20 protein-coding genes and 1 pseudogene are annotated in these 23984 nt (G+C 68.7%); 10 read left to right on the top strand and 11 right to left on the bottom strand.

The window, feature by feature from the left end:
• Positions 1-233 precede the first annotated feature (233 nt).
• The 5 genes from ACYQ8K_RS23780 to ACYQ8K_RS23800 all read left to right on the top strand — a co-directional run bounded on the left by ACYQ8K_RS23780 (position 234) and on the right by ACYQ8K_RS23800 (position 7088).
• Positions 234-1649 carry a DUF7159 family protein gene (locus tag ACYQ8K_RS23780; RefSeq protein ID WP_459972845.1) on the top strand — a complete coding sequence of 472 codons (1416 nt, stop codon included), beginning with the start codon at positions 234-236 and terminating at the stop codon, positions 1647-1649.
• Positions 1650-1825: 176 nt separating this feature from the next.
• Positions 1826-2947, top strand: a complete 1122-nt coding sequence (locus ACYQ8K_RS23785) for a DUF7159 family protein (RefSeq protein WP_459972846.1) — start codon at positions 1826-1828, stop codon at positions 2945-2947.
• Positions 2948-3110: 163 nt separating this feature from the next.
• Positions 3111-4589, top strand: coding sequence for a DUF7159 family protein (locus tag ACYQ8K_RS23790; RefSeq protein WP_459972848.1), 1479 nt, complete (start codon positions 3111-3113; stop codon positions 4587-4589).
• Between the two features lie 101 nt (positions 4590-4690).
• Positions 4691-6016 carry a UDP-glucose dehydrogenase family protein gene (locus ACYQ8K_RS23795; protein ID WP_459972850.1) on the top strand — a complete coding sequence of 442 codons (1326 nt, stop codon included), beginning with the start codon at positions 4691-4693 and terminating at the stop codon, positions 6014-6016.
• Positions 6017-6143: 127 nt separating this feature from the next.
• Positions 6144-7088, top strand: a complete 945-nt coding sequence (locus ACYQ8K_RS23800; protein ID WP_459972852.1) for a TauD/TfdA dioxygenase family protein — start codon at positions 6144-6146, stop codon at positions 7086-7088.
• Here the strand turns inward: ACYQ8K_RS23800 and ACYQ8K_RS23805 are convergent.
• Positions 7059-8423 carry an MFS transporter gene (locus ACYQ8K_RS23805; RefSeq protein WP_459972854.1) on the bottom strand — a complete coding sequence of 455 codons (1365 nt, stop codon included), beginning with the start codon at positions 8421-8423 and terminating at the stop codon, positions 7059-7061. The genes ACYQ8K_RS23800 and ACYQ8K_RS23805 overlap by 30 nt on opposite strands.
• Before the next feature lie 315 nt (positions 8424-8738).
• Positions 8739-9401, bottom strand: coding sequence for a class I SAM-dependent methyltransferase (locus ACYQ8K_RS23810; protein ID WP_459972856.1), 663 nt, complete (start codon positions 9399-9401; stop codon positions 8739-8741).
• Positions 9402-9554: 153 nt separating this feature from the next.
• Here ACYQ8K_RS23810 and ACYQ8K_RS23815 point away from each other — a divergent pair, with 153 nt between their 5' ends.
• Genes ACYQ8K_RS23815 through rfbA form a run of 3 tightly spaced genes read left to right on the top strand, consistent with a single transcriptional unit; the run spans position 9555 to position 11613 of the window.
• Positions 9555-10310, top strand: a complete 756-nt coding sequence (locus tag ACYQ8K_RS23815) for a maleylpyruvate isomerase family mycothiol-dependent enzyme (protein WP_459972858.1) — start codon at positions 9555-9557, stop codon at positions 10308-10310.
• Positions 10311-10339: 29 nt separating this feature from the next.
• Entirely contained in the window at positions 10340-10711 is a 372-nt protein-coding gene (locus tag ACYQ8K_RS23820) for a nuclear transport factor 2-like protein (protein ID WP_459972860.1), read from the top strand.
• 26 nt (positions 10712-10737) lie between these two features.
• Positions 10738-11613, top strand: a complete 876-nt coding sequence (gene rfbA, locus ACYQ8K_RS23825; protein WP_459972861.1) for a glucose-1-phosphate thymidylyltransferase RfbA — start codon at positions 10738-10740, stop codon at positions 11611-11613.
• Here the strand turns inward: rfbA and ACYQ8K_RS23830 are convergent.
• From ACYQ8K_RS23830 to ACYQ8K_RS23850, 5 genes are all read right to left on the bottom strand, one after another.
• Positions 11555-12820, bottom strand: coding sequence for a YibE/F family protein (locus ACYQ8K_RS23830; protein WP_459972863.1), 1266 nt, complete (start codon positions 12818-12820; stop codon positions 11555-11557). The genes rfbA and ACYQ8K_RS23830 overlap by 59 nt on opposite strands.
• Before the next feature lie 31 nt (positions 12821-12851).
• Positions 12852-14144: a pyridoxal phosphate-dependent aminotransferase gene (locus ACYQ8K_RS23835; RefSeq protein ID WP_459972865.1), complete on the bottom strand. Its 1293-nt coding sequence runs from the start codon at positions 14142-14144 to the stop codon at positions 12852-12854.
• 32 nt (positions 14145-14176) lie between these two features.
• Positions 14177-17089 (bottom strand): (Fe-S)-binding protein, encoded by a 2913-nt coding sequence (locus tag ACYQ8K_RS23840; protein WP_459972867.1) that lies wholly within the window; start codon positions 17087-17089, stop codon positions 14177-14179.
• A gap of 252 nt (positions 17090-17341) precedes the next feature.
• Entirely contained in the window at positions 17342-19030 is a 1689-nt protein-coding gene (locus ACYQ8K_RS23845; RefSeq protein WP_459972868.1) for an Hsp70 family protein, read from the bottom strand.
• A 124-nt stretch (positions 19031-19154) separates the two neighbouring features.
• Positions 19155-19703 (bottom strand): hypothetical protein, encoded by a 549-nt coding sequence (locus ACYQ8K_RS23850; protein WP_459972870.1) that lies wholly within the window; start codon positions 19701-19703, stop codon positions 19155-19157.
• Between the two features lie 78 nt (positions 19704-19781).
• On the opposite strand from ACYQ8K_RS23850, the gene ACYQ8K_RS23855 reads away from it, so the two are divergent.
• The gene (locus ACYQ8K_RS23855; protein WP_459972872.1) at positions 19782-20432 is read left to right on the top strand and encodes a DUF1345 domain-containing protein; all 651 of its coding nucleotides are present in this window, start codon (positions 19782-19784) and stop codon (positions 20430-20432) included.
• Positions 20433-20441: 9 nt separating this feature from the next.
• Here ACYQ8K_RS23855 and ACYQ8K_RS23860 read toward each other — a convergent pair whose 3' ends face one another.
• The 3 genes from ACYQ8K_RS23860 to ACYQ8K_RS23870 form a co-directional block, all read right to left on the bottom strand.
• Positions 20442-21164: a hypothetical protein gene (locus ACYQ8K_RS23860; protein WP_459972874.1), complete on the bottom strand. Its 723-nt coding sequence runs from the start codon at positions 21162-21164 to the stop codon at positions 20442-20444.
• Positions 21161-21535, bottom strand: coding sequence for a hypothetical protein (locus ACYQ8K_RS23865; RefSeq protein ID WP_459972876.1), 375 nt, complete (start codon positions 21533-21535; stop codon positions 21161-21163). The genes ACYQ8K_RS23860 and ACYQ8K_RS23865 overlap by 4 nt, the downstream gene beginning before the upstream one ends.
• Before the next feature lie 199 nt (positions 21536-21734).
• Positions 21735-22964, bottom strand: coding sequence for a putative alpha/beta hydrolase (locus ACYQ8K_RS23870; protein WP_459972878.1), 1230 nt, complete (start codon positions 22962-22964; stop codon positions 21735-21737).
• Positions 22965-23125: 161 nt separating this feature from the next.
• Between ACYQ8K_RS23870 and ACYQ8K_RS23875 the strand changes: the two genes are divergently transcribed.
• Entirely contained in the window at positions 23126-23647 is a 522-nt protein-coding gene (locus ACYQ8K_RS23875; protein ID WP_459972883.1) for a DUF488 domain-containing protein, read from the top strand.
• 15 nt (positions 23648-23662) lie between these two features.
• Here the strand turns inward: ACYQ8K_RS23875 and ACYQ8K_RS23880 are convergent.
• Positions 23663-23984 (bottom strand): annotated as a pseudogene (locus ACYQ8K_RS23880) (hypothetical protein); the annotation flags it as partial.

A 23984-nucleotide genomic window follows, 5' to 3' on the forward strand; every position in this document is an offset into this window, starting at 1 on the left:
CAATCCACAGCAATCGCGCGTGACCCCCTGCGAGCTCACACGGGTAGGGTCGGGGTATTGAGGCTGGCCAAAAGCTGCCGCCTCGGCCGCCAGAATTTCATCAACCCAGCAATGTAGGCGGGCATGCGGCCCTTGCCCTGCTGTGGCAGGAAATTCCTGGTGATCGATAAATAGTGGTGTTGCCGATGGGGGTATCGAGCAACACAGCAAACCGGACAGGGGGAATTTAAGCGGTGGTGGGCATCGTGCTCGGCGTCTCGATGACGCCGACGAAAGTGCGCATGGTGCTGGTCGAAGGGGAGAGCGCCGACGGGGTCACCGTCGACGAGGAGGACTTCGACGTCGACACCCAGCGCACCGCCAGGCCCGGCACCGCCCCCGACGAAGTGATCTCGGCGATCCTCGGCACCCGGGAAGGCGCCACCGACGGCGGCTACCAACTGCTGTCGACGGGTGTGACATGGACTGATCATGTCGAAGCGGCGATGCTGCGCGACGCCCTGATCTCCCACAAGGTCGAGAACGTCATGCTGGTCTCGGCCTTCATGGCCGCGGCCGCGCTGACGCAGGCAGTCGGCGACGCCACCAATTACGCGCGCACCGCGCTGCTCTTCGTCGAGCCCTACAGCGCAACCCTGGCGGTCGTCGACACCGCTGACGGCTCGGTCTCCGAGGTGCGCCGCAGGGTCCTCCCGGAGGACGAGGACCAAGCCGTAGCCGAACTCGTCGACATGGCGTCCGGCGCCGAAGCGCTCGAAACGCACCCCGAAGGGCTGGTTCTCGTCGGTTCCGGCGTCGACGTACCCCTGATCAAGCCGGTGCTAGAGGCCGCGACCTCACTCGAGTTGTCCGTACCCGACGAGCCGGAGATGGCCCTGGCCCGAGGGGCCGCGCTGGCGTCGGCGAATGCGCCGCTGTTCGCGTCGTCGACGGCCGCACTGGCCTATGCGCTGGATCCGGGCACCGGCGAGGTCGACCCGCTGGTTCTCGCCGGGCAGTACCCTGGCCTGCTGCCCGGCTATCAGCCCGAGTACCGCAGCCACATCGCGGCTCTGGCCGCCGATGTCGACAAGGGCAGGACCAACGTCGCCTACAGCGCCGTGGCGGACGATGACGCCGAGGCCAAAACCGTCATCGGTCTCGACGAACGCGCGCGACGGCGCAAGTCGTTCATGCTGGTCAGCAGCTCGCTGGCGGTGATCTTCATCGCCGCGGTGGTGGCGCTGGAGATCGCACTGGCGATCAGCATTCGCCCGACCGTGGCGTTGCGGCCCAGCCCCAACGAAAACATCGTCGCCCCGGCTCCCACGCCGGCCCCTGCCCCGGTCAACCCCGGGCCGCCGGTGCAGGCCCAGCCCAAGATCGAACCGCCCCGGCCGCTGGCCGCGCCTCGGCCCATCGCGCCGCCGGCTCCGGCAGCTCCGGCCCTGCCGGTCCTGCCGCCGCCCGTGTTCGTTCCGCCGCCCCGGCTGCCGGCGCCCGGCTTGGGCGGCGGCCACGGGCCTTTCGGTGGTCACGGGCCTTTCGGCGGCCACGGGCCGTTCGGCGGCGGTCACGGGCCGTTCGGCGGCGGTCACGGGCCGTTCGGTGGGGGCCATGGCTTCGGCGGTGGTCATGGTTTCGGCGGTGGTCATGGCGGCCACCGTTAGCGTGTCGCGGTTCACGCGCATGTCGGACGGGGCGCGCTAGGCTGGCGCATTGGGGTGTGGCCGCGGCCAGAACTCTTCGTACGTCCGGCTGACTCTCAAATCGCGAGGCCCCGAGGTGGTGGCACCGCAGCTGTCCTGGCATGGCGCAGCAACCAATTGGACGATGTGGAGGAGCGATGGACGTCGTACTCGGCGTGTCTATGGCGCCTGAAACGGTCCGCATGGTGCTCATCGAAGGTGAGGCCGCCGGCGGGGTAACGGTCGATCAGGACGGTTTCGACGTCGCCGGCGACGAAACACCGGTCGCCGCAGCGAATCACGTCGTCTCAGCCATCCTCGGCACCCGCGACAGCGCGGCCCAGGGCGGGTACCGGCTGCGATCGAGCGGAGTGAGCTGGACCGACCCCGCGAAGGCGGCTGCGCTGCGAGACGCGTTGGCGGCCCGCAAGATTGAGAATGTGATGCTGGTCTCGGCGGTCATGGCCGCCGCGGCGCTGGCGCAGGCCATGGGCAGCGCCACCAACTGGGCGCGCACGGCGTTGCTGCTCGTCGAGCCGGGCAGCGCGACCCTGGCAGTCGTCAACACCTCCAGCGGGACCGTCACCGACGTGCACCGGCATCCACTGCCCGGCAGCGACGACGCCGCATTGGCGAAGCTGTCCGCGATGGTCTCGGGCGCCGAGTCGATGAGCGCCCGGCCCGACGGGGTGTTTCTGGTCGGCTCGGAGGTGGACATCCCGTCGATCAAGCCGACGCTCGAGGCCGCGACCGCACTGTCGGTGACCACACCCGAGGAACCCGAGATGGCGCTGGCGCGCGGCGCCTCGCTGGCCGCGGCGAACGCGAAGCTGGGAGCGCCGCGCACGGTCTCGATGCCGGCCACGCAGACCTCGTCGGCCGCGTCGATCGAACTCGCCTACAGCGCCGTGGATCCGGCCTCCGACGCCCACCCGGCCGCAGACCTGCGGCAGCGGCGCAGCCGCAAATCGATCTTGACGATCGCGGCCGTGACCACGGTCTTCGTCGGCGGCATCGTGGCATTGGCGCTGGCCCTGGCCGTCGGCATCGGTTCGCACCCGGACCAACAGCCCGACGTCAGCACCAACGTCGTCGCCCCGCAGAATCCGGACGCCGGTCCGCCGGGCCCGCCCCCGGCGTCGGACGTACCGGCGGCCCCGCCGCAGGCCCCCGCACCGTCGCCGCAGCCCTCGCCGCATTCCGGTGACCATCAACACTGGGAAGACTGGCTGCACCGCCACCTGGGCCCGCAGATTCCGACGCAAATTCCGTCGCCGTAGCCCGGTCGCACCCCCGCCCCGGGCCGCCGCCAGGGCGCCGAACGCGCGTAAAATCGGGTCGTTAGGGGAATACCGGTGGGGACTCAGCGATGTCTCGCGCCACCACGTCGAGCGACGAGCCCGCCCCCGCCGAGATTGGCTAGCAACGACTATTGGAGGAGCTTTGGACACCGTACTTGGTGTGTCGATGGCCCCGACGGCAGTCCGGATGGTGCTGGTCGAGGGGGAAAACGGCGACGGCGCGACGGTCGATGAAGACAATTTCGACGTCGCTGCGTCCGCAGATGCAGCAACGGTAACCGCCTCGGACCAGGTAGTCTCGGCCATCTTGGGGACGCGTCAGGGCGCCGCGGAGGGCGGCTACCAACTGGCGTCGACCGGGGTCACCTTCACCGACCCCCTCGAGGCCGCGGCGCTCCGCGACAAGCTGGCCGCCCACAAAGTCGAAAATGTGATGCTCGTCTCGGCCTTCCTGGCCGCGGCAGCGCTGGCCCAGGCGGTCGGCCACCGGACCAATTACGCGCAGACCGCGCTGCTCTACATCGAGCCCGACACCGCGACGCTGGCGGTGGTCGACAGCGCGGACGGATCCATCGCCGACGTCCAGCGCCAGGCCCTGCCCGATGATGACGAGGCGGCGGTCGCCCAGCTGGCCGCGATGGTGTCCAGTGCCGAGAACCTGGAGAAGCGCCCGGACGCCGTGTTCGTCGTCGGCTCCGGCATCGACATCCCGCTGATCAAGCCCGCCCTGGAGGCCGCGACCACGCTGCCGCTGACCGCGCCCGAGGAGCCGGACACGGCCCTGGCCCGCGGCGCGGCGCTGGCCTCGGCGCACGCACCGCTGTTCTCGTCGTCCACCGCGGCCCTGGCCTACGCGCAGGATCCCGGCACCGGCGCGATCAACCCGCTCGCCGTGGCGCCCGGCTACTTCGAAAACCCGGGCGAGGCCGGCGCGGACGGACTCGCGTACAGCGCCGTGCCCGACGACCCGGACGAGTTCTTCACCGGTTCACAGACCGCCGCGACGGCGCTGGTCGACGCGGACTACCACGAGCGCAGCTCGTTTCGGCTGGTGGGAAGCGCGGTCGCGGCGATCTTCGTGATCGGCGTCGTGGCACTGGTGGTATCGCTGGCCATCGCCATCCGGCCTACGGCCAACGTCCGGCCGAGCCCCAACCAGAACGTGGTGGTCGCGCCCACCCGGCCGGCTCCTGCGCCCGCGGCGCCGGCCCCGGTGCAGGCGCCCGCGCCGGCGGCACCCGCCCCGGCTCCCGAGGCTCCGGCTCCCGAGGCCGCTCCGCAGGCACCCGCTCCCGCTCCGCAGGCACCCGCTCCCGCGCCGGCGGCTCCCGCTCCGGTGCCCGCGGCTCCCATTCCGGTGCCGGAGGCGCCCGCACCGGCACCGGTGGCTCCGCCGCCTCCTCCGCCCGCGGTGGCGCCGATCCCGGTGCCCATTCCGCTGCCGATCCCGGGCCTTGGTGGGCCGGGCTTCGGTGGGCCGGGCTTCGGTGGACCCCCCGGACACGGCGGCGGCGACGAAGGGCCGCACGGCGGCGGCGGCTTCCCCGGCTTCGGCGGCGGCCACGGCGGTGGCGGCTTCCCCGGCTTCGGCGGAGGTCACGGCGGCTTCGGCCGCCACTAGTCCAGGTGCCTGTCCTGGCGGCGGTCAGCTGTCATCTTCCGTTTGCCTCCCGCTCAACCCTGCGATGCAATTAGCTCATGGCGGCCGCCTACACCGGTTGTATGCGATGCACCGTGTTTGGCACGGGTTACCTCGGCGCCACCCATGCGGTGGGGATGGCGGAACTGGGACACGACGTGCTCGGGGTCGATATCGACCCGGGTAAGGTCGCCAAGCTCGCCGGGGGCGACATCCCCTTCTACGAGCCGGGCCTGCGAAAGCTGTTGAAGGAGAACCTGGCCGCGGGTCGGCTGCGGTTCACCACCGATTACGACATGGCGGCCGACTTCGCCGACGTGCACTTCCTCGGGGTGGGCACACCGCAGAAGAAGGGTGAGTACGGCGCGGATCTGCGCCACGTGTACGCCGTCATCGATGCGCTGGTGCCCCGGCTGACGAGGCCGGCTGTGCTGGTTGGCAAGTCGACGGTTCCGGTGGGCACCTCGGCCGAGTTGAACCAACGAGCGGCGGCGCTGGCACCCAGTGGTGTGGACGTCGAAATCGCTTGGAACCCGGAGTTTCTGCGCGAGGGCTACGCCGTGCAGGACACGCTGCACCCCGACCGGATCGTGCTGGGGATCAAACAGGATTCGATGCGCGCCGAGGCCGCCGTGCGCGAGCTGTACGGACCGCTGCTCGAGGCCGGGGTGCCGTTCCTGGTGACGGACCTGCAGACCGCGGAGCTGGTCAAGGTTTCCGCCAATGCTTTTCTGGCAACCAAGATTTCGTTCATCAACGCCATTTCCGAGGTATGCGAGGCCGCGGGTGCCGACGTCAGCCTGTTGGCCGACGCGCTCGGCTACGACCCCCGGATCGGACGCCAATTCCTCAATGCCGGTTTGGGTTTCGGCGGCGGATGCCTGCCCAAGGACATCCGCGCATTCATGGCGCGCGCCGGCGAGCTGGGCGCCGACCAGGCGCTGACCTTTTTGCGCGAGGTGGACAGCATCAACATGCGCCGGCGCACCCGGATGGTGGAACTGGCCAGCGCGGCCTGCGGTGGCTCGCTGCTGGGCGCCAACATCGCCGTCCTCGGTGCGGCGTTCAAGCCCGAATCCGACGATGTGCGTGACTCACCCGCGCTCAACGTCGCCGGTCAGCTGCAGCTCAACGGCGCCGCGGTCAACGTCTATGACCCCAAGGCCCTGGACAATGCGCAGCGGTTGTTCCCGACGCTGAACTACGCCGTCTCGGTCGAAGAGGCGTGCGAGCGCGCGGATGCGGTGCTGGTGCTCACCGAGTGGCGACAGTTCGTCGACATGGACCCCGACGACCTTGCCGACCGGGTGCGCGCCCGCGTCATCGTCGACGGCCGCAATTGCCTGGACGTCGCCCGCTGGCAACAGGCGGGCTGGCGGGTCTACCGCCTGGGCGCGCCGCGGCCGTAGCCGCGAAGTCAACCACTGCGGGCTTACTTTCAGCCCGATTACAAACGGTTCCCGGCGAGCGCATTGCCGATAGGCTCAAAAAGCTTATATTGCATGCATTTTCACCGCTTGATAGGAATCGTGCGAATTGACCACCACTGCTGCCACCGAAACCGGTATTGAAGTTGTCCCGCTGTCGGGCTGGACGGGCGCTCTGGTCGACGGTGTCGACCTCTCGGTGCCGCTGAGCGAGGCGGACAAGGCCGTCATCCGGTCGGCCCTGCACAAGTGGAAGGTGGTGTTCTTTCGCGGTCAGGAGCTGGACCACGCCGCACACATCGCTTTCGGGGCCCAGTTCGGTGAGGTCACCCCGGCCCACCCGTACGAAGGCGATTCCGCGCCTGACGGTTTCCCGCAGATCCACACCGTGTCGGCGGACGCCTACGACCGTCGATATGGATCGGAGTATCGCCATAAGGAGGGCTGGAACGGCCCGAACTGGCATGCCGATGTGACACCGCTGATCAACCCGCCGTCGCATTCGATTCTTCGCGCCGAAGCGGTTCCGCCGTTCGGCGGCGACACCCTTTTCACCAATGTCGCCGCTGTCTATCAAGGCCTTTCGCCGTTAATTCGGGAGTTCATCGACGGGCTTCGCGCCGAGCACCGTTTCGGCGCCACGCTGTCGTTCGAGCGCAGCGGCGCAAAGATCGGCGACCTGGTGCGCAGCAATCCGCTTGCGTCGATCCATCCGGTGGTCCGGGTGCATCCCGAGACCAACGAGAAAGTTCTCTACGTCAATCAGTTCTTCACCCGCGAGATCGTCGACCTGTCGCCCCGGGAAAGCCGCCACGTCCTGGACCTGTTGTTCGAGCAGATCGCCCGCCCGGAATATTCGGTCCGGTTCAAGTGGGAGCCGGGAAGCGTTGCGTTCTGGGATAACCGGGCCACGTTGCATCTTGCGCCGCGCGATTACGAGCACCTCGGCCAAGAGCGTGTGCTGCATCGGATCACCCTGGTCGGCGACATCCCCGTCGGTCCCGACGGCCGCCGCTCGGAGCCGCTAGAGGGAGACTTCTTCGGGGCCGCGTGACGCATGCGGGCGCGCGTGAACGGGTGAGCCGAGGAGCGCGGCCAGCAGGCCGACCGCCGCCACGACCGTGGTGGTCACCGCGACCGGCCATAACGCCCCGCCGAAGTGGCCGACCACCGAGGTGAGGAACAGCGGAATGAGTCCGCCGATGATGGTGGAGCTCTGCCCGGACAGCGACATCCCGGTGTAGCGCACCCGGGCCGGAAACGAGTCGGCGAGGTATTTGGGCAGCGCACCCCAGATCACCCACAGTGGCGCCCCGATCAACGCCTCCGTGATCAGTAGCGACGGCAGTGTCGGCGAGTTGGACAGCACGGCCAGCAGCCCCGCCGCCGGCAGCACGAGCAACGCGAACAGGCTCGCGCGCACCACCGTGCTCGCGCCCGCGCGGTCGGCCAACCAACCGCCGAGTACCGTCAACGTCCAGAACACGGTGACATGCACGGCGGAGATGCCCAGCAGCACCGAAGACGACGGCAGGCCAAGGGTTTTGGTGCCATAGCCGGTGAGGAACACGGTCTCGATAAAGAAGGGAACCGTCACACCACCGAGATACACCGCGAAGCAGATCAACATGGTGCGACCGTGCTGGCGAACCGCCTCGCACAACGGGAACGGCGACAACTCGCCGCTGCGACGCAGCGCGGTGAACTCCGGCGACTCGACAACCCGCAGCCGGATGAACAGGCCGACGACACCCAGCGCGAGACCGAAGAGAAAAGGCACTCGCCACCCCCAGGCAGCAAAGCTGTGCTCGCTCAGCGTCGACGCAAGGACGAACAACGATCCGGTGGCCAACCCCTGGCCCAGGGCGGATCCGGTCTGCACCAGCGATCCCCAAAAGCCGCTCCGATGTTGGGGGCTGGTCTCGGTGACCACCAGAACCGCGCCGGCCCACTCGCCGCCGAGTCCGACTCCCTGCAAGAAACGCAAGACCACCAGCAATGCGGGCGCGACCCAGCCTATCGCGGCGTAACTGGGAAGCAGCCCGATCAGGAACGACGGGACCCCCATGATCAGCAGCGTCGCCACCAACATCTTCTTGCGCCCGAGGCGATCACCCAGGTGCCCGAACAGAACACCGCCCAATGGCCGCGCAACGAACCCCACCGCGAAAGTGCCAAGCGCGGCAAGTACTCCCGCCGTCGAGGAAGCGCTCGGAAAGAACAGCGGGCCGAAGACCAGGGTGGCCGCGAAGCCGTACAGGAAGAAGTCGTACCACTCCAGCACGCTGCCGACGAGGCTGGCCAGCGCAACCCTGCGCATGCCTGGTCCGGCTTGCCCCGTACTGCGCGGGGCCGAAAGGTCGGCGCTTTCCTGAGCTGCGATCGTCATTGAGGGTCTCCGATGGTCGGCCGGCCGGATTCGCGCGCGAGCGCGGTGCCAGGCGAAAAGAGCGGCGCGAGTGGGGCACAAGAGACCGCGATGAGAAACGATCGCCCGCGACTCCATCTTCATCGCAGCGATGCGTCGCGGCGATCCGGCAGCGCTCCGGCGCGATTGTCCCGACGGCGCGCTCGCGCAGTTCAGCGCGGTTTTGTGCGGTCGAGGACGATTGGAATCAGATTGAACGCAAGTGACCTGCCCCGGGAGGCCGACGGCCAGCACGCAGTGCGCGAAACATTCTGCAGCGCACCGGGATTAGCCGCCTTACGGCCGGTGACCCGCCCGGGCGCGCAGCGCCGCGCGCTGGTACTCGCCACCGTCGTCGGAAACCTCGACGCCGACCTCGTCGAACCCGGCCGACCGCAGCGCGTCGACAACCGGTGCGGGATCGGGGATCTCGCGGAAGGGCAGGCTGGCCGCCACGTCCTCGGCGTAGTGATGGCCGGCCACATGGGGGTTCAGCGAAACGTCGGCGATCAACAACCCGCCCGGGACCAGCACCCGGCGCCATTCCGCGAAGGCCCGCTCCGGCTCGAGCACGGTCCAGATGAAATGCCGGGCCGTCACGGCGCCGAAGCTCGCGTCGGCGAACGGGAGCTTCTCGGTGACGCCCTCCACGAACGTGACGGCCACCCCGCCCCCGGCGGCCTTGGCGCGCGCCCGCGCCAGCATCGCCTCGGACGCGTCGATGCCGGTCACCTGGTGGCCGAGCTCGGTCAGCAACAGCGCGACGAAGCCCGTGCCCGTGGCGACATCGAGCACCCGCGACGCCGGGGGGATCGGGCTCAGAGCGTCGGCCCACTGTCGGCGTTCGGGCGCCGAGGAGATGCCGTGCGCGGTCCGCTGGTCGTACTCCGACCCCTCACGCTCCCAGAACTCGCGGATCGCCGTGCGGGCGACCGGTAGGCTCGCAGTGTCATCGGGCATGAGCACCTCTCGGGGACAACGGCATTCGGCGACCCGGGCGCCCGGCATGCCTGGCCGACCCGGACTTCGACGACCAGTCTGCAGTGCGCGCGATCGTCATCGCAAGGCACGCGGGAGAAGGGGGCAACCGCCCCGGCGAGTAACCTGACCCGGGTGGACTATGCCGGAGCATTCCTCGACGAGAACCGGGCCTTCGCTGAGCTTTTCCAGGATGCCGACGAGTCCACGCCGGTGCCGACCTGCCCGGACTGGACCCTGCGGCAACTGTTCCGCCACGTCGGCCGCGGCGACCGCTGGGCGGCGCAGATCGTGCGCGACAAGCTCGACAGCTACCTCGACCCGCGCACGGTGGAGGGCGGCAAGCCGCCGCCCGACCCCGACGGCGCGATCGCCTGGCTGCACGGCGGGGCCCAGCGGCTGATCGACGCCGTCGAGCTGACCGGGGTCGAAACACCCGTCTGGACGTTCCTCGGGTCGCGGCCGGCGAACTGGTGGGTCCGGCGCCGATTGCACGAGGTCGCGGTGCATCGGGCCGACGCGGCGATCACGCTGGGCAGGGAGTTCACCCTGGATGCCGGCGTGGCCGCCGACGGCATCACCGAATGGCTGGAGCGGGTCGCGATCCAGGCGGGCGGCCAGGGGGCGCCGCTTCCGCTCGAGGGGGACGACACCCTGCACCTGCACGCCACCGATCCCGGCCTGGGTGAAGCCGGCGAGTGGACGATCGCCGCCGAAGAGGGCCGGATCGTCTGGTCGCACCAGCACGGCAAGGGCAGCGCCGCGCTGCGCGGGGGCGCCACCGAGCTGCTGCTGGCGATCCTGCGCCGGCGGCCGCTGGCCGACACGGGGGTCGAGCTGTACGGCGACGACGCCGTGTGGGAGCGCTGGTTGGACCGTACGCCTCTCTAGCCGCGGGGCCGCACGGTAACTTGCACACCATGACCACATCGGAGATCGCCACCGTTCTGGCATGGCACGACGCCCTCGCCAGCGCCGACATCGACACGTTGACGGCGTTATCCAGCGACGACATCGAGATCGGCGACGCGCACGGCGCCGCGCAGGGCCACGAGGCGCTGCGCAGCTGGGCTGCGTCGCACCGGGCGACGACGCAGCTCGGTCAGATGTATGTGCACGACGGCGTCGTCGTCGTGGAACAAAAACTGGGCAGCCCCGAGGCGCCCGGGGAGGCCACCAACGCGTTGGCGTTCCGCGTCGTCCGCGACCACGTCACCTCGGTGTTCCGGCACGACAGCTTGGCGTCGGCGCTGGCGGCCACCGAGCTCACCGAGTCCGACGCCGTCGAATAGGCCCATCAAGGCATTAGGAGCTCTCCATGCGCGGAATCATCCTGGCCGGCGGGTCGGGCACCCGCCTGCATCCGATCACCACGGGCATCAGTAAGCAGCTGCTGCCGGTCTACGACAAACCGATGGTCTACTACCCGCTGTCCACCCTGATGATGGCCGGGATCCGCGACATCCTGGTGATCACCACCCCGCACGACGCGCCCGGATTCCAGCGGCTGCTGGCCGACGGCTCGCAGTTCGGCGTCAACATCACCTATGTGACACAGGAAAAGCCCGACGGTCTGGCCCAGGCTTTCGTGCTGGGCGCCGACCACATCGGCAACGAGCCGGTGGCGTTGGTGTTGGGAGACAACATCTTCTACGGCCCGGGGCTGGGCACCAGCCTGAGCCGCTTCCAATCCATCAGCGGGGGAGCGGTTTTCGCGTACTGGGTGGCCAACCCGTCGGCGTACGGTGTCGTCGAGTTCAGCGACGACGGCAGGGCGCTGTCGCTGGAGGAGAAACCCAAGACGCCGAAATCCAACTATGCGGTGCCGGGGCTGTACTTCTACGACAACGACGTGATCGAGATCGCCAAGGGCCTGAAGAAGTCGGCGCGGGGCGAGTACGAGATCACCGAGGTCAACCAGATCTACCTGAATCGGGGCCGACTCTCGGTCGAGGTGATGGCGCGCGGCACGGCCTGGCTGGACACCGGGACGTTCGACTCGCTGCTGGACGCCAGCGATTTCGTTCGCACCCTGGAGCGACGGCAGGGTCTGAAGGTCAGCGTCCCCGAGGAAGTGGCGTGGCGGCGAGGCTGGATCACCGATGACGAGCTGGCCGAACGCGCGCACAGCCTGCTCAAGTCCGGCTACGGCGGCTATCTGCTGGATCTGTTGGAGCGGAGCCGATTTCAGTAGGTTTGGCCAGCACCGCGGCGATCGCCGTCGTCAGCGGCACCGACAGCGCCAGCGCCATGCCGCCCACCGCGGAGCGGGCGATCTCGATGGCCACGCTCTCGCTGGTCAACACGTCGGTCAACGAGCGGTTGGCGACGCTGAACAGCAACAGCAGCGGCAGCGAGCTACCGGCGTAGGCCAGCACCAGCGTGTAGACCGTGCTCGCGATGTGGTCGCGGCCCACCCGGATGGCGCCCAGAAAGATCGCCCGCCGCGAGCCGCCGAGGTGGGCTAGCTCGAACACCGTCGAGGCCTGCGTCACCGTCACGTCGTTGAGCACACCCAGCGACCCGATGATGAACCCGGCCAGCAGCAGGCCGCCGATCGACACGTTGCCCAGATACGCGCTGACCGTGCTGTTCTGTTCGTCCGACAGGCCGGTCAGCTGCGCCAGTTGTATTGCTGCCCAAGATAATCCGGCGGCCAGCAGCAGCGCCGACAGGGTGCCCAGCAGCGCGGCGCTGGTCCGCAGGTTGACCCCGTGCGCGAGGTAGATGACCGCGTAGAGAATGGCCGCCGACGCCACCAGCGCCACCGGAACCGCGGGTGCGCCGTCGCGCAGGGCCGGCAGCAGGAACAGCACCAGCACCCCGAACGCGACCACGATGCCCACGAGCGCGAGCAGCCCGCGCCACCGTGCCACCGCCACGACGACCACCGCGAATGCGATCGCCAAACCGGTTAGCGCCCAACCACGTTCGAAGTCATAGAACGCATAGCTAGTGGCGCCCTGGTCGTCGACCTGCCGCACCAGCCGGATGCGGTCCCCCACCGCGAATTTCGGCTGGCCGGGGCCGGGGGAGGACTCCAGCAGCGTCTGGGCCCCGGCGTTGGGCCCGGAATCGATCGAGACCTGGGTCAAGACGCAGCGCCCCGCGCCCGGCGCGGCCTGCTGCGGCGCGCCGGTGAGGACCTGACTGACCGACGGGCTGCCGCAGTCGCCCGTCCCGCTGGACAACACGTGCCCGGCCTGCGTGCTCACCGCGCCGCCCGCCGCGTTCTGCAGCGGCATCGGGATGTCGACGTGCTGTCGGCTGGGCCAGAGCACGACGGCGCCGACGGCCACCGCCACGCCGATCGCGACCAGCAACCCGACGACGATCCTGGCGGGCAACGGGTCAACGGCCGACGGGCCCGACGGCATGCTGTGCGAGTGGGAGTGCGTCACCGCTCCACCGTAGAGGCGGCCGCGCGGGCGCCTACGGTCGATAGCCGACCAGGAAGTTGCCCAACCGCTCGATCGCGGCCGACAGGTCGCGGGCCCAGGGCAATGTCACGATGCGCAGGTGATCCGGTGCCGGCCAATTGAAGCCGGTGCCCTGGGTGACCAGGATCTTCTCCTGCAGCAGCAGGTCGAGGACGAGCTGTTCGTCGTCCTCGATGTCGTAGACCTCGGGGTCCAGCCGCGGGAACGCATACAGGGCGCCGTCCGGCTTGACGCAGGACACCCCGGGAATCTCGTTGAGTTTGGTCCACGCGACGTCGCGCTGCTCGAGCAGCCGCCCGCCCGGCAGGACCAGGTCGTCGATGCTCTGGTAGCCGCCCAGGGCCACCTGGATCGCGTGCTGCGCCGGGACGTTGGGGCACAGCCGCATGTTGGCCAGCAGGTTGATGCCCTCGATGAAGCTGCCGGCGTGGTCCTTGGGCCCGGTGATCGTCAGCCAGCCGGCCCGATAGCCGGCTACCCGGTAGGCCTTGGACAGGCCGTTGAAGGTCAGGCACAACATGTCGTGCGCGAGCGAAGCCACGTTGATGTGCTTGGCGTCGTCGTAGAGGATCTTGTCGTAGATCTCGTCGGCGAGCAGCAGCAGCTCGTGCTTGCGCGCGAGATCGACGATCTGGGTGAGGACTTCGCTGGTGTAGACCGCGCCGGTCGGGTTGTTCGGGTTGATCACGACCAGCGCCTTGGTGCGGTCGGTGATCTTGGACTCCATGTCGGCGATGTCCGGCTGCCAGCCCTGGGTCTCGTCGCACAGGTAGTGCACGGGCGTGCCGCCCGCCAGCGAGGTCGACGCCGTCCACAGCGGGTAGTCCGGCGACGGGATCAGCACCTCGTCGCCGTTGTCGAGCAGGGCCTGCAGCGTCATGGTGATCAGCTCGGAGACCCCGTTGCCCAGATAGACGTCGTCGACGTCGAACCGGGGGAAGCCGTCGACCAGCTCGTAGCGGGTCACCACCGCGCGGCGGGCGGGCAGGATGCCCTGCGAGTCGGAGTAGCCCTGGGCGTACGGCAGGGCCTGGATCATGTCCCGCATGATCACGTCGGGTGCCTCGAAGCCGAACGGCGCCGGGTTGCCGATGTTCAGCTTGAGGATGCGATGCCCCTCGGCCTCCAGCCGCGCGGCCTGCGCGTGCACGGGCCCGCGAATCTCGTACAGGACGTCTTGAAGCTTCGACGACTGCGCGAAACTGCGCTGCGGCCGGTGATGAGCCGACGCGTGCAGGGGCAGATGATGGGTGGTCACACCATTAATGGTGCCATCACTGTCCACTAAAATTTGCTGTCAAGCGTGAAAGACGCAGGTCAGCGCTTGCCCGGGGGACGCGCCCCACGGGCAATGCCCAGGCCTTTGACGGGAGGTTGCGGCGGCGCGTCGTCGCCGTCGGTCTGCTTTGCCGGCTCCCCTTTCGGCGCCGGCTCCGCTTCCGCCTTCGGAGCCTGGGCCGGTTCGGCCTTCGGAGCCTCGGCCATGGGGGCCTCAACCTTGGGCGCCGCCTTCTTGGCGCCCGGTCGCTTGGCGCCCGCGGCGATGCCCAGTCCCTTGACCGGCGCAGCGGGTGCCTTGGCTTCGGGCTCGGACTTGGTCTCGGTCTCGGCTTCCGCGGTCGCCTCGGCCTTGGGGGCTTCGGCTTTAGGGGCGGCCGGTGCGGCCTTCTTGGCGCCGGGTCGCTTGGCGCCCGCGGCCAGCCCCAGGCCCTTCACCGGCGCGGCGAGTTCCTTGGCCTCGCCGCCGGCCTCCGCCGGTGCCTCGGCCTTGGGGGCTTCGGCTTTAGGGGCCGCCGGCGCCGCCTTCTTGGCGCCCGGCCTCTTGGCGCCGCCGGCGATGCCCAGCCCCTTGACCGGAGCCGCGGCGGCCTCGGACTTCGGGGCGGCCTCCGCCTTGGCGGGCGCCTCCTCGGCCGGCGCCTCGGCGGGTGCGGTCGCCGTGGCGGTCGAGGCCTTGGGCGCTTCAGCCGCCCGCTTCTCGGCCTCCTTGGCGGCGGTGCCCTTCTCCGGCAGCGTCGCCTTGTCGTACTCGAGGGACCCGAGCAGGATCTGCGCGACGTCGAGCACCTCGACACCGCTGCGGCCGGCCTCTTCCTGACGGTCGTTGACACCGTCGGTCACCATCACCCGGCAGAACGGGCACGCGGTCGCCACGGTGGCGGCCCCGGTGGCCAGCGCCTCGTCGACGCGCTCGTGGTTGATCCGCTTGCCGATGTGCTCTTCCATCCACATCCGCGCGCCGCCGGCGCCGCAGCAGAAGCTGCGCTCGGCGTGACGCGGCATCTCGGTGAGGTTCGCGCCCGCCGCGCCGATCAGCTCGCGCGGCGCCTCATAGACCTTGTTGTGCCGGCCCAGGTAGCAGGGGTCGTGATAGGTGATGTCCTGCGACACCGGGGTGACCGGCACCAGCTTGTTGTCCCGGATCAGCCGGTTGAGCAGCTGGGTGTGGTGCAGCACCGAGTAGTTCGCGCCGAGCTGGCGGTACTCGCGGCCCAGCGTGTTGAAGCAGTGCGGGCAGGTGACGACGATCTTGCGGTCGACGGTCTCCACGCCCTCGAACAGCCCGTCCAGGGTCTCGACGGCCTGGGCGGCCAGCTGCTGGAACAGGAACTCGTTGCCCGAGCGGCGCGCGGAGTCGCCGTTGCACGACTCTCCGGTGCCGAGCACCAGGTACTTCACGCCGGCGATGGCCAGCAACTCGGCGACGGCCTTGGTGGTCTTCTTGGCCTTGTCGTCGTACGCGCCGGCGCAACCCACCCAGAACAGGTACTCGAACCCGTCGAAGCTGTCGACGTCCTCGCCGTAGACCGGCACGTCGAAGTCGACCTCGTCGATCCAGCTGGTGCGGTCCGACGCGTTCTGGCCCCACGGGTTGCCCTTGGTTTCCAGGTTCTTGAACAGCACCGACAGCTCGGAGGGGAACTCCGACTCCATCATCACCTGGTAGCGGCGCATGTCGATGATGTGATCGATGTGCTCGATGTCCACCGGGCACTGCTCGACGCAGGCGCCGCAGGACACGCAGGACCACAGCACGTCGGGGTCGATGACGCCGCCCTGTTCCTCCGTGCCGACCAGCGGCCGGTTGGCCTGCTCGGGGCCGGATCCCATGACGCGGCCGAAGCCGGACTCGGGCACGTGGTGGGCCTCGGCGTGCTTCTCGCCGGACAGTTCCTCGCCGACCCCGCCTTCCGGCGTGCTCTCGAGGGGGCCTTCCTTAGTGCCCAGGATGTAGGGCGCCTTGGCCATCCAGTGGTCGCGCAGGTCCATGATGACGAGCTTGGGCGACAGCGGCTTGCCGGTGTTCCACGCCGGGCACTGCGACTGGCAGCGCCCGCACTCGGTACAGGTGGCGAAGTCGAGCATGCCCTTCCAGCTGAAGTCCTCGATCTTCCCGCGGCCGAATTCGGCGTCGTCGGGCGGGTTTTCGAAGTCGATCGGCTTGCCGTCGTACTCCAGCGGCAGCAGCGGGCCCAGCCCGTTGGGCAGGCGCTTGAAGATGACGTTGATCGGCGCCGTGAAGATGTGCATGTGCTTGGAGTGCAGCACGATGATCAGGAACGCCAGCATGACCGCGATGTGCGCCAGCAGCGCGGTCGTTTCGATGATCTCGTTGGCGGGCTGGCCCAGCGGACGCAGGATGACACCGAACAGCTGCGACAGGAAGGCCCCGTTCCCGTAGGGCAGCGTGCCGTTGTTGACCGCGGCCCCGCGGACGAAGACATAGGTGAAGACGACGTTGAAGATCATGAACAGCACCAGCCATGCGCCGCCGGTGTGCGAGCCGTAGAACCGTGACTCGCGTCCGATCTCCTTCGGGCTGCGCATCAACCGGATGATGGCGAAGGTGACGATGCCGAGGAAGACCGCGGTAGCAAAGAAATCCTGCAGGAAGCCCAGCGCGTCCCAGCGCCCGATGATCGGGATGTGGAAGTTGTCCTGGAACAGCAGACCGTAGGCCTCGATGTAGACCGTCAGCAGGATGAAGAAGCCCCACATGGTGAAGAAGTGCGCCAGGCCGGGGATGGACCACTTCAACAGCTTGCGCTGACCGAAGACCTCGGAGACCTCGGCCCAGACGCGTTTGCCCGGTTCGTCGGTGTGCCCCGGGGCCGGCTTGCCGGACGTGATCAGCTTGAACAGCCACAGGACACGCCGTGCGGCGAGTGCGGCCACGACCAGCGTCATGCCCATGCCCACGATCAGCCTGATGAGCATCTGCGTTGTCACAGAAGGTCTCCCCAATGCATAGATAATTCGGCCTGTGCTTATTTGCCTGCTTAAGCCCCGCTCATAGTTACATCTTCGCAGCTTTCGGCGCGAGAAAGGCTGCCCTAACTTGCGAGTTCGACGGTGCCTCTGGCCTGCTGGTTAATACCCGCTAACCGGATGTGACGTTTGTCGGAGTGATGAGCGCCACCAAGATTTCGTGAAATGGCCCTTTACCGGGGCCCTTTGCCGACCCCGGGGTAATTCGACCCGTCATCGGCCGAACGGCGGTTGGAAGATGGGCGGCAGTGGCCGCACGCGCGTGGACGTCGGCGCCGCGGTGGTGGTGGTCGCCTGCGACGTCGTGGTGGGCGCGGCGGTCGTGGCCGTGGTGCTCGGCGGCGCCGTCGTGGTGGTGGTCGACGGCTCCGGCGCGGGCGTCGTGGTGGTGGTGGTGGTCGCCGGGGCCTCGCTGGACGGTGGCGGCGGCGCTGGGACCACGGTGACGGTGGTGCTGTCGTTCGGCCCGGTGATGGTCACCGTCTGCGGCGGTTGGCTGGGCGGCGACGTGGGGGCGACCGGGGTGGACTTGGTGAGCAGCAGGTTGATCGCCAAGATCAGGGCCACCAGCACCGCGGCGCCCGCGCCGGCCACGCTCAACACCAGTGCCGTGCGTTTGTACCAGGGCAGCTTCCCCGTGCCGGCGGCGTAACGGCTGCCCGTCGCGTCGTCGAATTCCCTTGCCTCATTGGCGTATTCGCCCGTGGCGTCGCGGCCGGTGTAGGGCACCGGCTCGTCGTTGTCCGCGTCCTGCGACCAGGCCAGGGCGTCGTCGACGTCGGTGGCCTGGGCCGCCCACGCGGCCTGGGTCATGTCGAGCCCGGCGGTGCCGACCATCTCGGTCGGTGTCTCCACAGCGGCGGCCGCGGCGGTCGGGGCCGCCCCCGACGCGTAATGCGGGCCGAGCACCGCGGCACCCAGGGCGGCGCTGAGGGCCGGTTGGGCGGTGCTGTGCACCGGGACCCCGAACCGCTGCCCCAACCGCGCCCTGAGCAACGGAATGTTCGCGCCACCGCCGGCGATCGCCACGGCGCTGAGCCTGGCGTTCGGAATTGCGTTGCGCCGCAACGACTCCTCGACCGACGAGAGGAAACGGTCCAGCGGAGCGGAGATGAGTCGCTCGAAATCGGTGCGGGACAACTGGGCGCCGTCGCCGGATGCCCCGACGATGGTGCCCATCGGGGCCGTCGACAGCTGCTCCTTGGCGCGCCGGCAGGCACCGAGCAGGCGGGCCTGCGAGCCGGCGCGCGTGGTGCCGCCGAGCATGGCGGTGCTGACGTCGGAGGCCAGCAGGTGGTCCAGGACGAGCTGGTCGATCGCGTCCCCGGAGAAATCGATGTACCGCGTGGCCTGGCCGACGGGCGCAAAGCCGGCCTTGGCGTCCATCAACGTGACGGTGGTGCCGCCGGCGCCGAAGTCACACAGCGCGACAACGCCGTCGGCCGCGAATCCCGGCGTACCGCGCAGCGCCGCGAGCGCGGCCGTGGCGTCGGAGACCAGCATGGGCGCCACCCCGCCGCGCGCCAGGTCGGACTGGGCGAAGAACTCCTCGCGCAGCGCCGCGAACTGCTCGTCGGACCAATAGGCGGGCACCGCGATGGTGATCGGTGTGCCGTAACCGACCGCGCGGGCCATCGCCTCGATCGCCTCGACCGTCAGCGCCGCACCCAGGTACTTGGTGCCGTCGGCCGCCACCAACGGCGCCCGGTCGCCGACGCGTTCGACGAACCCCCGCAACACCAGGCCCGGTTCGGTCAGGTTCGGATTCTCTTCTGGCAGGCCAACTTCGGTGGGCCGCTGCTCGAACAGCGTCAGTACGGAGCTGCGGGTTATCGGGGCGCTGCCCGCGCGGGCGGCAACCAGGTTGGCCACCCCGATCGATAGCCCGAGCGACTCGCTCATCTGCTACACCCCTGTGTCAGTCGTCCCGTTGCCCTCGCGCGCCGATCCTCACCGTAGCGACCGTGGATTGCAGCGAGTGTATGGCTTCGCCGGCGCTACGCCGATCGGGTTTGCCACCGACCCGCTAACGCAGGCCCGGCGGCACCGTGACGGGGTTCGGTACCCCGGGGATGGTGATCACCGGCGGCAGCTGCGGCATGTGGTGGTGATGCGTCGGCTGCTGCGTCTGCCCCCCGGTGGGCTGCTGCTGCGTCGGCTGCTGTGCCGGCGGCTGTTCGGCGCTGCTGCCGGGCGAGGACGTGGTGGTCGTCGTGGTCGTCGGGGACGTCGTCGTGGTGGTGGTGGTGGTGGTCGGCGTCGTCGTTGTTTTGGGGGCGTGCGGGACGGTCTGCTGTCCGTGAATGAGCTCGATGATGCCGAAGACGATCAACGCGATCAGGATGACGACGGAGACCAGCCACGCGATGAGCATCTTGGGCTTGCGATACCACGGGGTCGGCTCGGCCTCCTGGTCAAACGGGTCGACGTCGCCGGAATGCTCCGATCCCCCGGGCGGGTTCGGCGGGGGACCGGCCGGCGGAATCTCGCCGGTTGGCGGTTGTTCGCTCGCGCCGAAGTCGCCATGCTGCGTCGGCTGATTGTGGAAGTCGTCGCGTGGGCCATTGGATGCCACGGGACCGATGGTACTGACCGCACCTGCCAATCCGCTGATGCCGACCCTGTGCGACGCGTTGGTGGTTAGGTCAAGGTCGTGGACTCCCTGGTGAAGCTGTTGCGGGATACGGTCGCGGTCCGGATATCGGTCTGCGTGACCCTCGGCGCTGCCGTCGCCGTGGCGGCGGGAAACACGGTCGGCTGGCGTTTCGCGCTGGCCGGCTGGATCGCCACCGCCGGAACGTATGCGGCGTGGACGCACCTCAGCCTGCTCGGCATGGACGCCGAGCAGACGTGTCGATGGGCGACGCGGGAGGATCCGACCCGGTGGGTCGCCGACGCGGTCATCCTGTCGGCGAGCGTCGCGAGCCTGGGCGGCGTCGGGTACGTGGTGGCCGCGGGTTCGCGCTCAGGCCATGAAGCCCTGGCGGCCGCCGTCGTCGGCGTCCTGACCGTCGCGGCATCCTGGGTGGCCGTGCACACGCTGTACTCCGTGCACTACGCGCGGCTCTACTACTCGGATGAGCCGGGCGGCATCAATTTTCACGATCCCGAGCCGCCCCGGTTCCGCGACTTCGCCTACCTCGCCTTCACCGTCGGGATGACCTACCAGGTGTCGGACACCGAGATCGGCTTGGCGTCGATCAGGGCGACGGTCTTGCGCCATGCGCTGGTGTCCTACCTGCTCGGGGCGGTGGTCCTGGCGGTGACCATCAATCTGATCGCGGGGCTCGGCTCCAAGCTCTGATCGACGCGGTCACACGCCGGCCGTCGTGCGGCCTCGCAGAACCCGTTCGATGCGGTCGATCAGCTGGCCCGGCTCGTCGTTGGCGCCGTCTTTCCAGGCCACCAGCGCGTTGACCAGGTTGACCGGCTGAACACTCAATTGGAGGCCGAGCAGCACAGTCTTGCTGCTCAGATCCGCTGCGCGATAGGCAATTTCGACTTGCAGCGACTGTCCGCTCACCCCATTCGGGACGATCTTGGGCCCAATTGCCAGGACGCAATCACGCCGGATTTCGGTCAGCTCATCCTTGGGTCCAGCCAAACGCACGGTCAGCGCCGACGGGGAGATGGCCAGCAGGCAACGACGCCACATGCGCACGGCGCTGAACACGAAGACCGGCGTCAGGATCAGCAGCGTCAAGCCGGTGAACCGAAGCCATCCCGGATTTCCGGGCGCCCACCCCGCGCCGACACTGGACACGCCTAGCGCCGGCACCAGCACGTTCAAGACGTAAGCATTTCCCTCGTACCAGGGAATGTAGCGGCAGACGATCTCGTCCCCGGATCGGTTGACTCCCGGCCGAAAAATCCGGCGCTGGCCGACGAGGATGATGCCGCCGGTCACCGCAATGCCCAGCGGCAGGTACCACGACGATCCCACCAGCAGGCTGATGCCCGCTAACAGGAGCAAGGCTCCAGCGAAGGAGTAGCGCAGCACCCGCCTCCAACGGCCTTTCACCTCACTTCCGGTCATCGCTGCCCTTCTCGCGTTCTACTTACCGGGCCGCCGTGGTGACTCGCGAGCGCTGGATTTGTCGCCGGCCCCGATCGCGCCTGAAGCCAGATATTTGCGCGATCAACTGGCGAATCACGTCGCGCCGTTATCGTCAGTTGCGCAATCAGTGTCTCCTGTTCAGCGGTGATGATCCGGGAGTGTGTCGCGCTGTCGATGGTGCCCAGTTCATGCTCGATCTGCATCGCGAGCGTCCCCCCGATACCGGCGCCCTCGGTGGCCGCAGCGATCTGTCGGTGTAGTTCATGACATTTCGGCGCCGCGTACAACTGCTGTTCTGACAGCATCGCGAACACCTCGGCAGGGTCCAGCAAAGCCTCGACACGATGCATCGTCAACACCGCGTTGGCGCAAAACACGTCGATGTAAGGGTCTGCCCGCCAAGCCCACACGCGGACTCCGACGGCGGAATCGAAGGGTTCCCAGCCCCGCGGTAGGCCCACACCGACCACCAGCCCGGCGAACCGGTCGACCGGGAAGACCGCGAGGCCTCGCTGCTCGATAAATTCGTCGAACCGCATAGCCGTCGCCCTAGCCGAAACCGAAGACCGATTCGACACCGTGCACCGCACTGCCCACCGCATCCGCAACCGGATGCCAGATCGTTTCGACTCCCTTAGATGCCACGAAGGCGGCGCCCGCTCCTACGACGGCGCCTGCTACCAGACCAACCGCGGTCCCCGCACCCGGCACGACCGAACCGATCGCTGCGCCAGCCACCGCGTCCGCGGCAACGCCTCCAACAGCCGCGCCCGCCCAGAGCCCGGCGGCGGTTCCGGCCGTCTCCCGGGTGACGGCCTCTGGCACCGAGTTGCCGTCATGGATGTCGGACATGACGGCAGGTATCGCGCCGACCGCACCGACCGTGACACCGATACGGGAGAAGCCCTTGATTTCGACTCCGCCGATCCTCGGGTCCTCCAACCACTTCAACAAGCCCGGATCAGCCTTTCCGGGACCTGTGCCGGGCGACTCGTTGATCAACTTGAGGGTCGCCTGCCGAACGCCGTCAGCGGTACCACCGGCGACCGCTCCCGCACCCGCGAGCGCCAGATCGCTCGTCGTCGGAGCCAACCCGGGTCCGGGCTTGCCGGGCGGCGGTTGTCCGGGCCCTGCCGGGCCGGACGCCGGTTGTCCGGGACCCGGCTGCGGGCCTGTGGAGTCATATCCATCTGCGTGCAGCGTCCCCATCGCGTTCTGAAACGAGCTCGCGTAGCCGTCGCGCGTGGTCTGCAGCTGGATCAGGGCGGCTTTGGTGTCAGCGACCGCGTCGTCTTCACACGTGGCGATAAACGCTTCGAGCGCGTCGAAGTCGGCCTGGCTGAGGTCGTCGTCGTCTTCCATCTCGTCGGCCTCGCCGATCAGATCGTCGAGGTTTTGTAGCTTCGCTTCCAGCGACGCGATCTGGCCGGCCGCGGTCTTCTGCGCCTCGGCCAGCGTGGCGGCGATGTTCTCCAGGTCCGCACCGATCTTCGGTATCTGCAACGACTGCGCCCCAAGGGCTTTCGTCACCCGCTGCACTTCGTCGGAGCCGGTGATCGGATGATCGCCATTCTGGCGGTTCCAGGCGGTCTCGAAGCGGGTACGGGCCTGCTCGAACGCGTCGTTGGCCTCTTTTGTGCATCGGCCGGCGCGACGAAACGCCTCGGCCAGGTTGGAAATCTGCAACGGGCTGCCCGCCTGCAGGCTCGCGTTGATTGCCCATGGATTGCCGCCGGCCGCGCCGATCAGGGCCGGGAGGCTGAGATATCGCAGCTGCATGGAATCGTCAGCTGCTCGCCCGACTGCTGATCAACCCCGCTCGCATCGCCACCCCTCCCGAGCTCATGGGCAAGATTACTGAAGCAGGCTTGGTAATCAATTCACCTCGCACCCTGGCCGGCGCCATCGCCGATCCCGGGCATGCTGTCCTCATGGAGCGCGTGCTGCTGACCGTGGGACACGGGGCGGCCGACCGGGAGCGACTGGCGGAGTTGCTTGCCGGGCCGGGAGTTGCGCTGGTGGTGGATGTGCGGCGCTACCCGGCCAGTCGGAGCAATCCGGACGTGCGGCGGGAGGCCCTGGAATGCTGGCTGCCGCAATCCGGCATCGACTACCGGTGGGAGCCGCGCCTCGGCGGGCGGCGGCACATCGCGGCTGGAGAACCGGAGCCCGACAGCTGGTGGACGGTGGCCGCGTTCCGGGCGTACGCCGCGTACACCCGGACGCCAGAGTTCGACGCCGCGCTGGACGAGGTCTTGGCCGACGCGGCCCGGCGCACCACGGCGGTGATGTGTAGCGAGAGCGTCTGGTGGCGCTGCCACCGGCGGCTGATCGCCGACGTGGCGATGCTCGGGCGCGGGATGCGCGTGCGGCACCTCATGCCGGACGGCCGGCTCAGTCCGCACCGCCCCGCCGAGGGCGCCCGCCGCGGCCCCGACGGCCACCTGATCTGGGACGGCTGACTCGGCTTTCATCCTCTAGAACGTGTTGACCTTGTCGACGCTGACGAACATGCCGTGCTTGGTCTGGTCGTTGGTGAAGCGGGTGCCGTCGGCGTTGGCGATGATCGTCCAGCCCTGCGCCGCGTAGGTCTTGTAGTCGATGGTGACGGTCGGGATGGCCCCCAGGTTGCCCAGCACCCACTGCACCTTGCCGCCGCTGTTGATGCTGACGCCGTTGGCGTGCTCACCGTCCTGCAGCGGCGAGTTGGTGAACGGTGCTTCGCAGCCGACGGTGTCCTTATTGATCTGGCAGCGCGTCACACCGGATTTCGTCTCGATGAAGACGTAACCGTTCTGG

It is taken from the genome of Mycobacterium sp. MUNTM1, from assembly GCF_054660795.1.

Excerpts from the sequence above, each read along its gene's own strand:
- ACYQ8K_RS23785 (WP_459972846.1), top strand. The coding sequence starts at position 1,826 with ATGGACGTCGTACTCGGCGTGTCTATGGCGCCTGAAACGGTCCGCATG.
- ACYQ8K_RS23795 (WP_459972850.1), top strand. The coding sequence starts at position 4,691 with ATGCGATGCACCGTGTTTGGCACGGGTTACCTCGGCGCCACCCATGCG.
- ACYQ8K_RS23805 (WP_459972854.1), bottom strand. The coding sequence starts at position 8,423 with ATGACGATCGCAGCTCAGGAAAGCGCCGACCTTTCGGCCCCGCGCAGT.
- ACYQ8K_RS23810 (WP_459972856.1), bottom strand. The coding sequence starts at position 9,401 with ATGCCCGATGACACTGCGAGCCTACCGGTCGCCCGCACGGCGATCCGC.
- ACYQ8K_RS23820 (WP_459972860.1), top strand. The coding sequence starts at position 10,340 with ATGACCACATCGGAGATCGCCACCGTTCTGGCATGGCACGACGCCCTC.
- rfbA (WP_459972861.1), top strand. The coding sequence starts at position 10,738 with ATGCGCGGAATCATCCTGGCCGGCGGGTCGGGCACCCGCCTGCATCCG.
- ACYQ8K_RS23845 (WP_459972868.1), bottom strand. The coding sequence starts at position 19,030 with ATGAGCGAGTCGCTCGGGCTATCGATCGGGGTGGCCAACCTGGTTGCC.
- ACYQ8K_RS23860 (WP_459972874.1), bottom strand. The coding sequence starts at position 21,164 with ATGACCGGAAGTGAGGTGAAAGGCCGTTGGAGGCGGGTGCTGCGCTAC.
- ACYQ8K_RS23865 (WP_459972876.1), bottom strand. The coding sequence starts at position 21,535 with ATGCATCGTGTCGAGGCTTTGCTGGACCCTGCCGAGGTGTTCGCGATG.
- ACYQ8K_RS23870 (WP_459972878.1), bottom strand. The coding sequence starts at position 22,964 with ATGCAGCTGCGATATCTCAGCCTCCCGGCCCTGATCGGCGCGGCCGGC.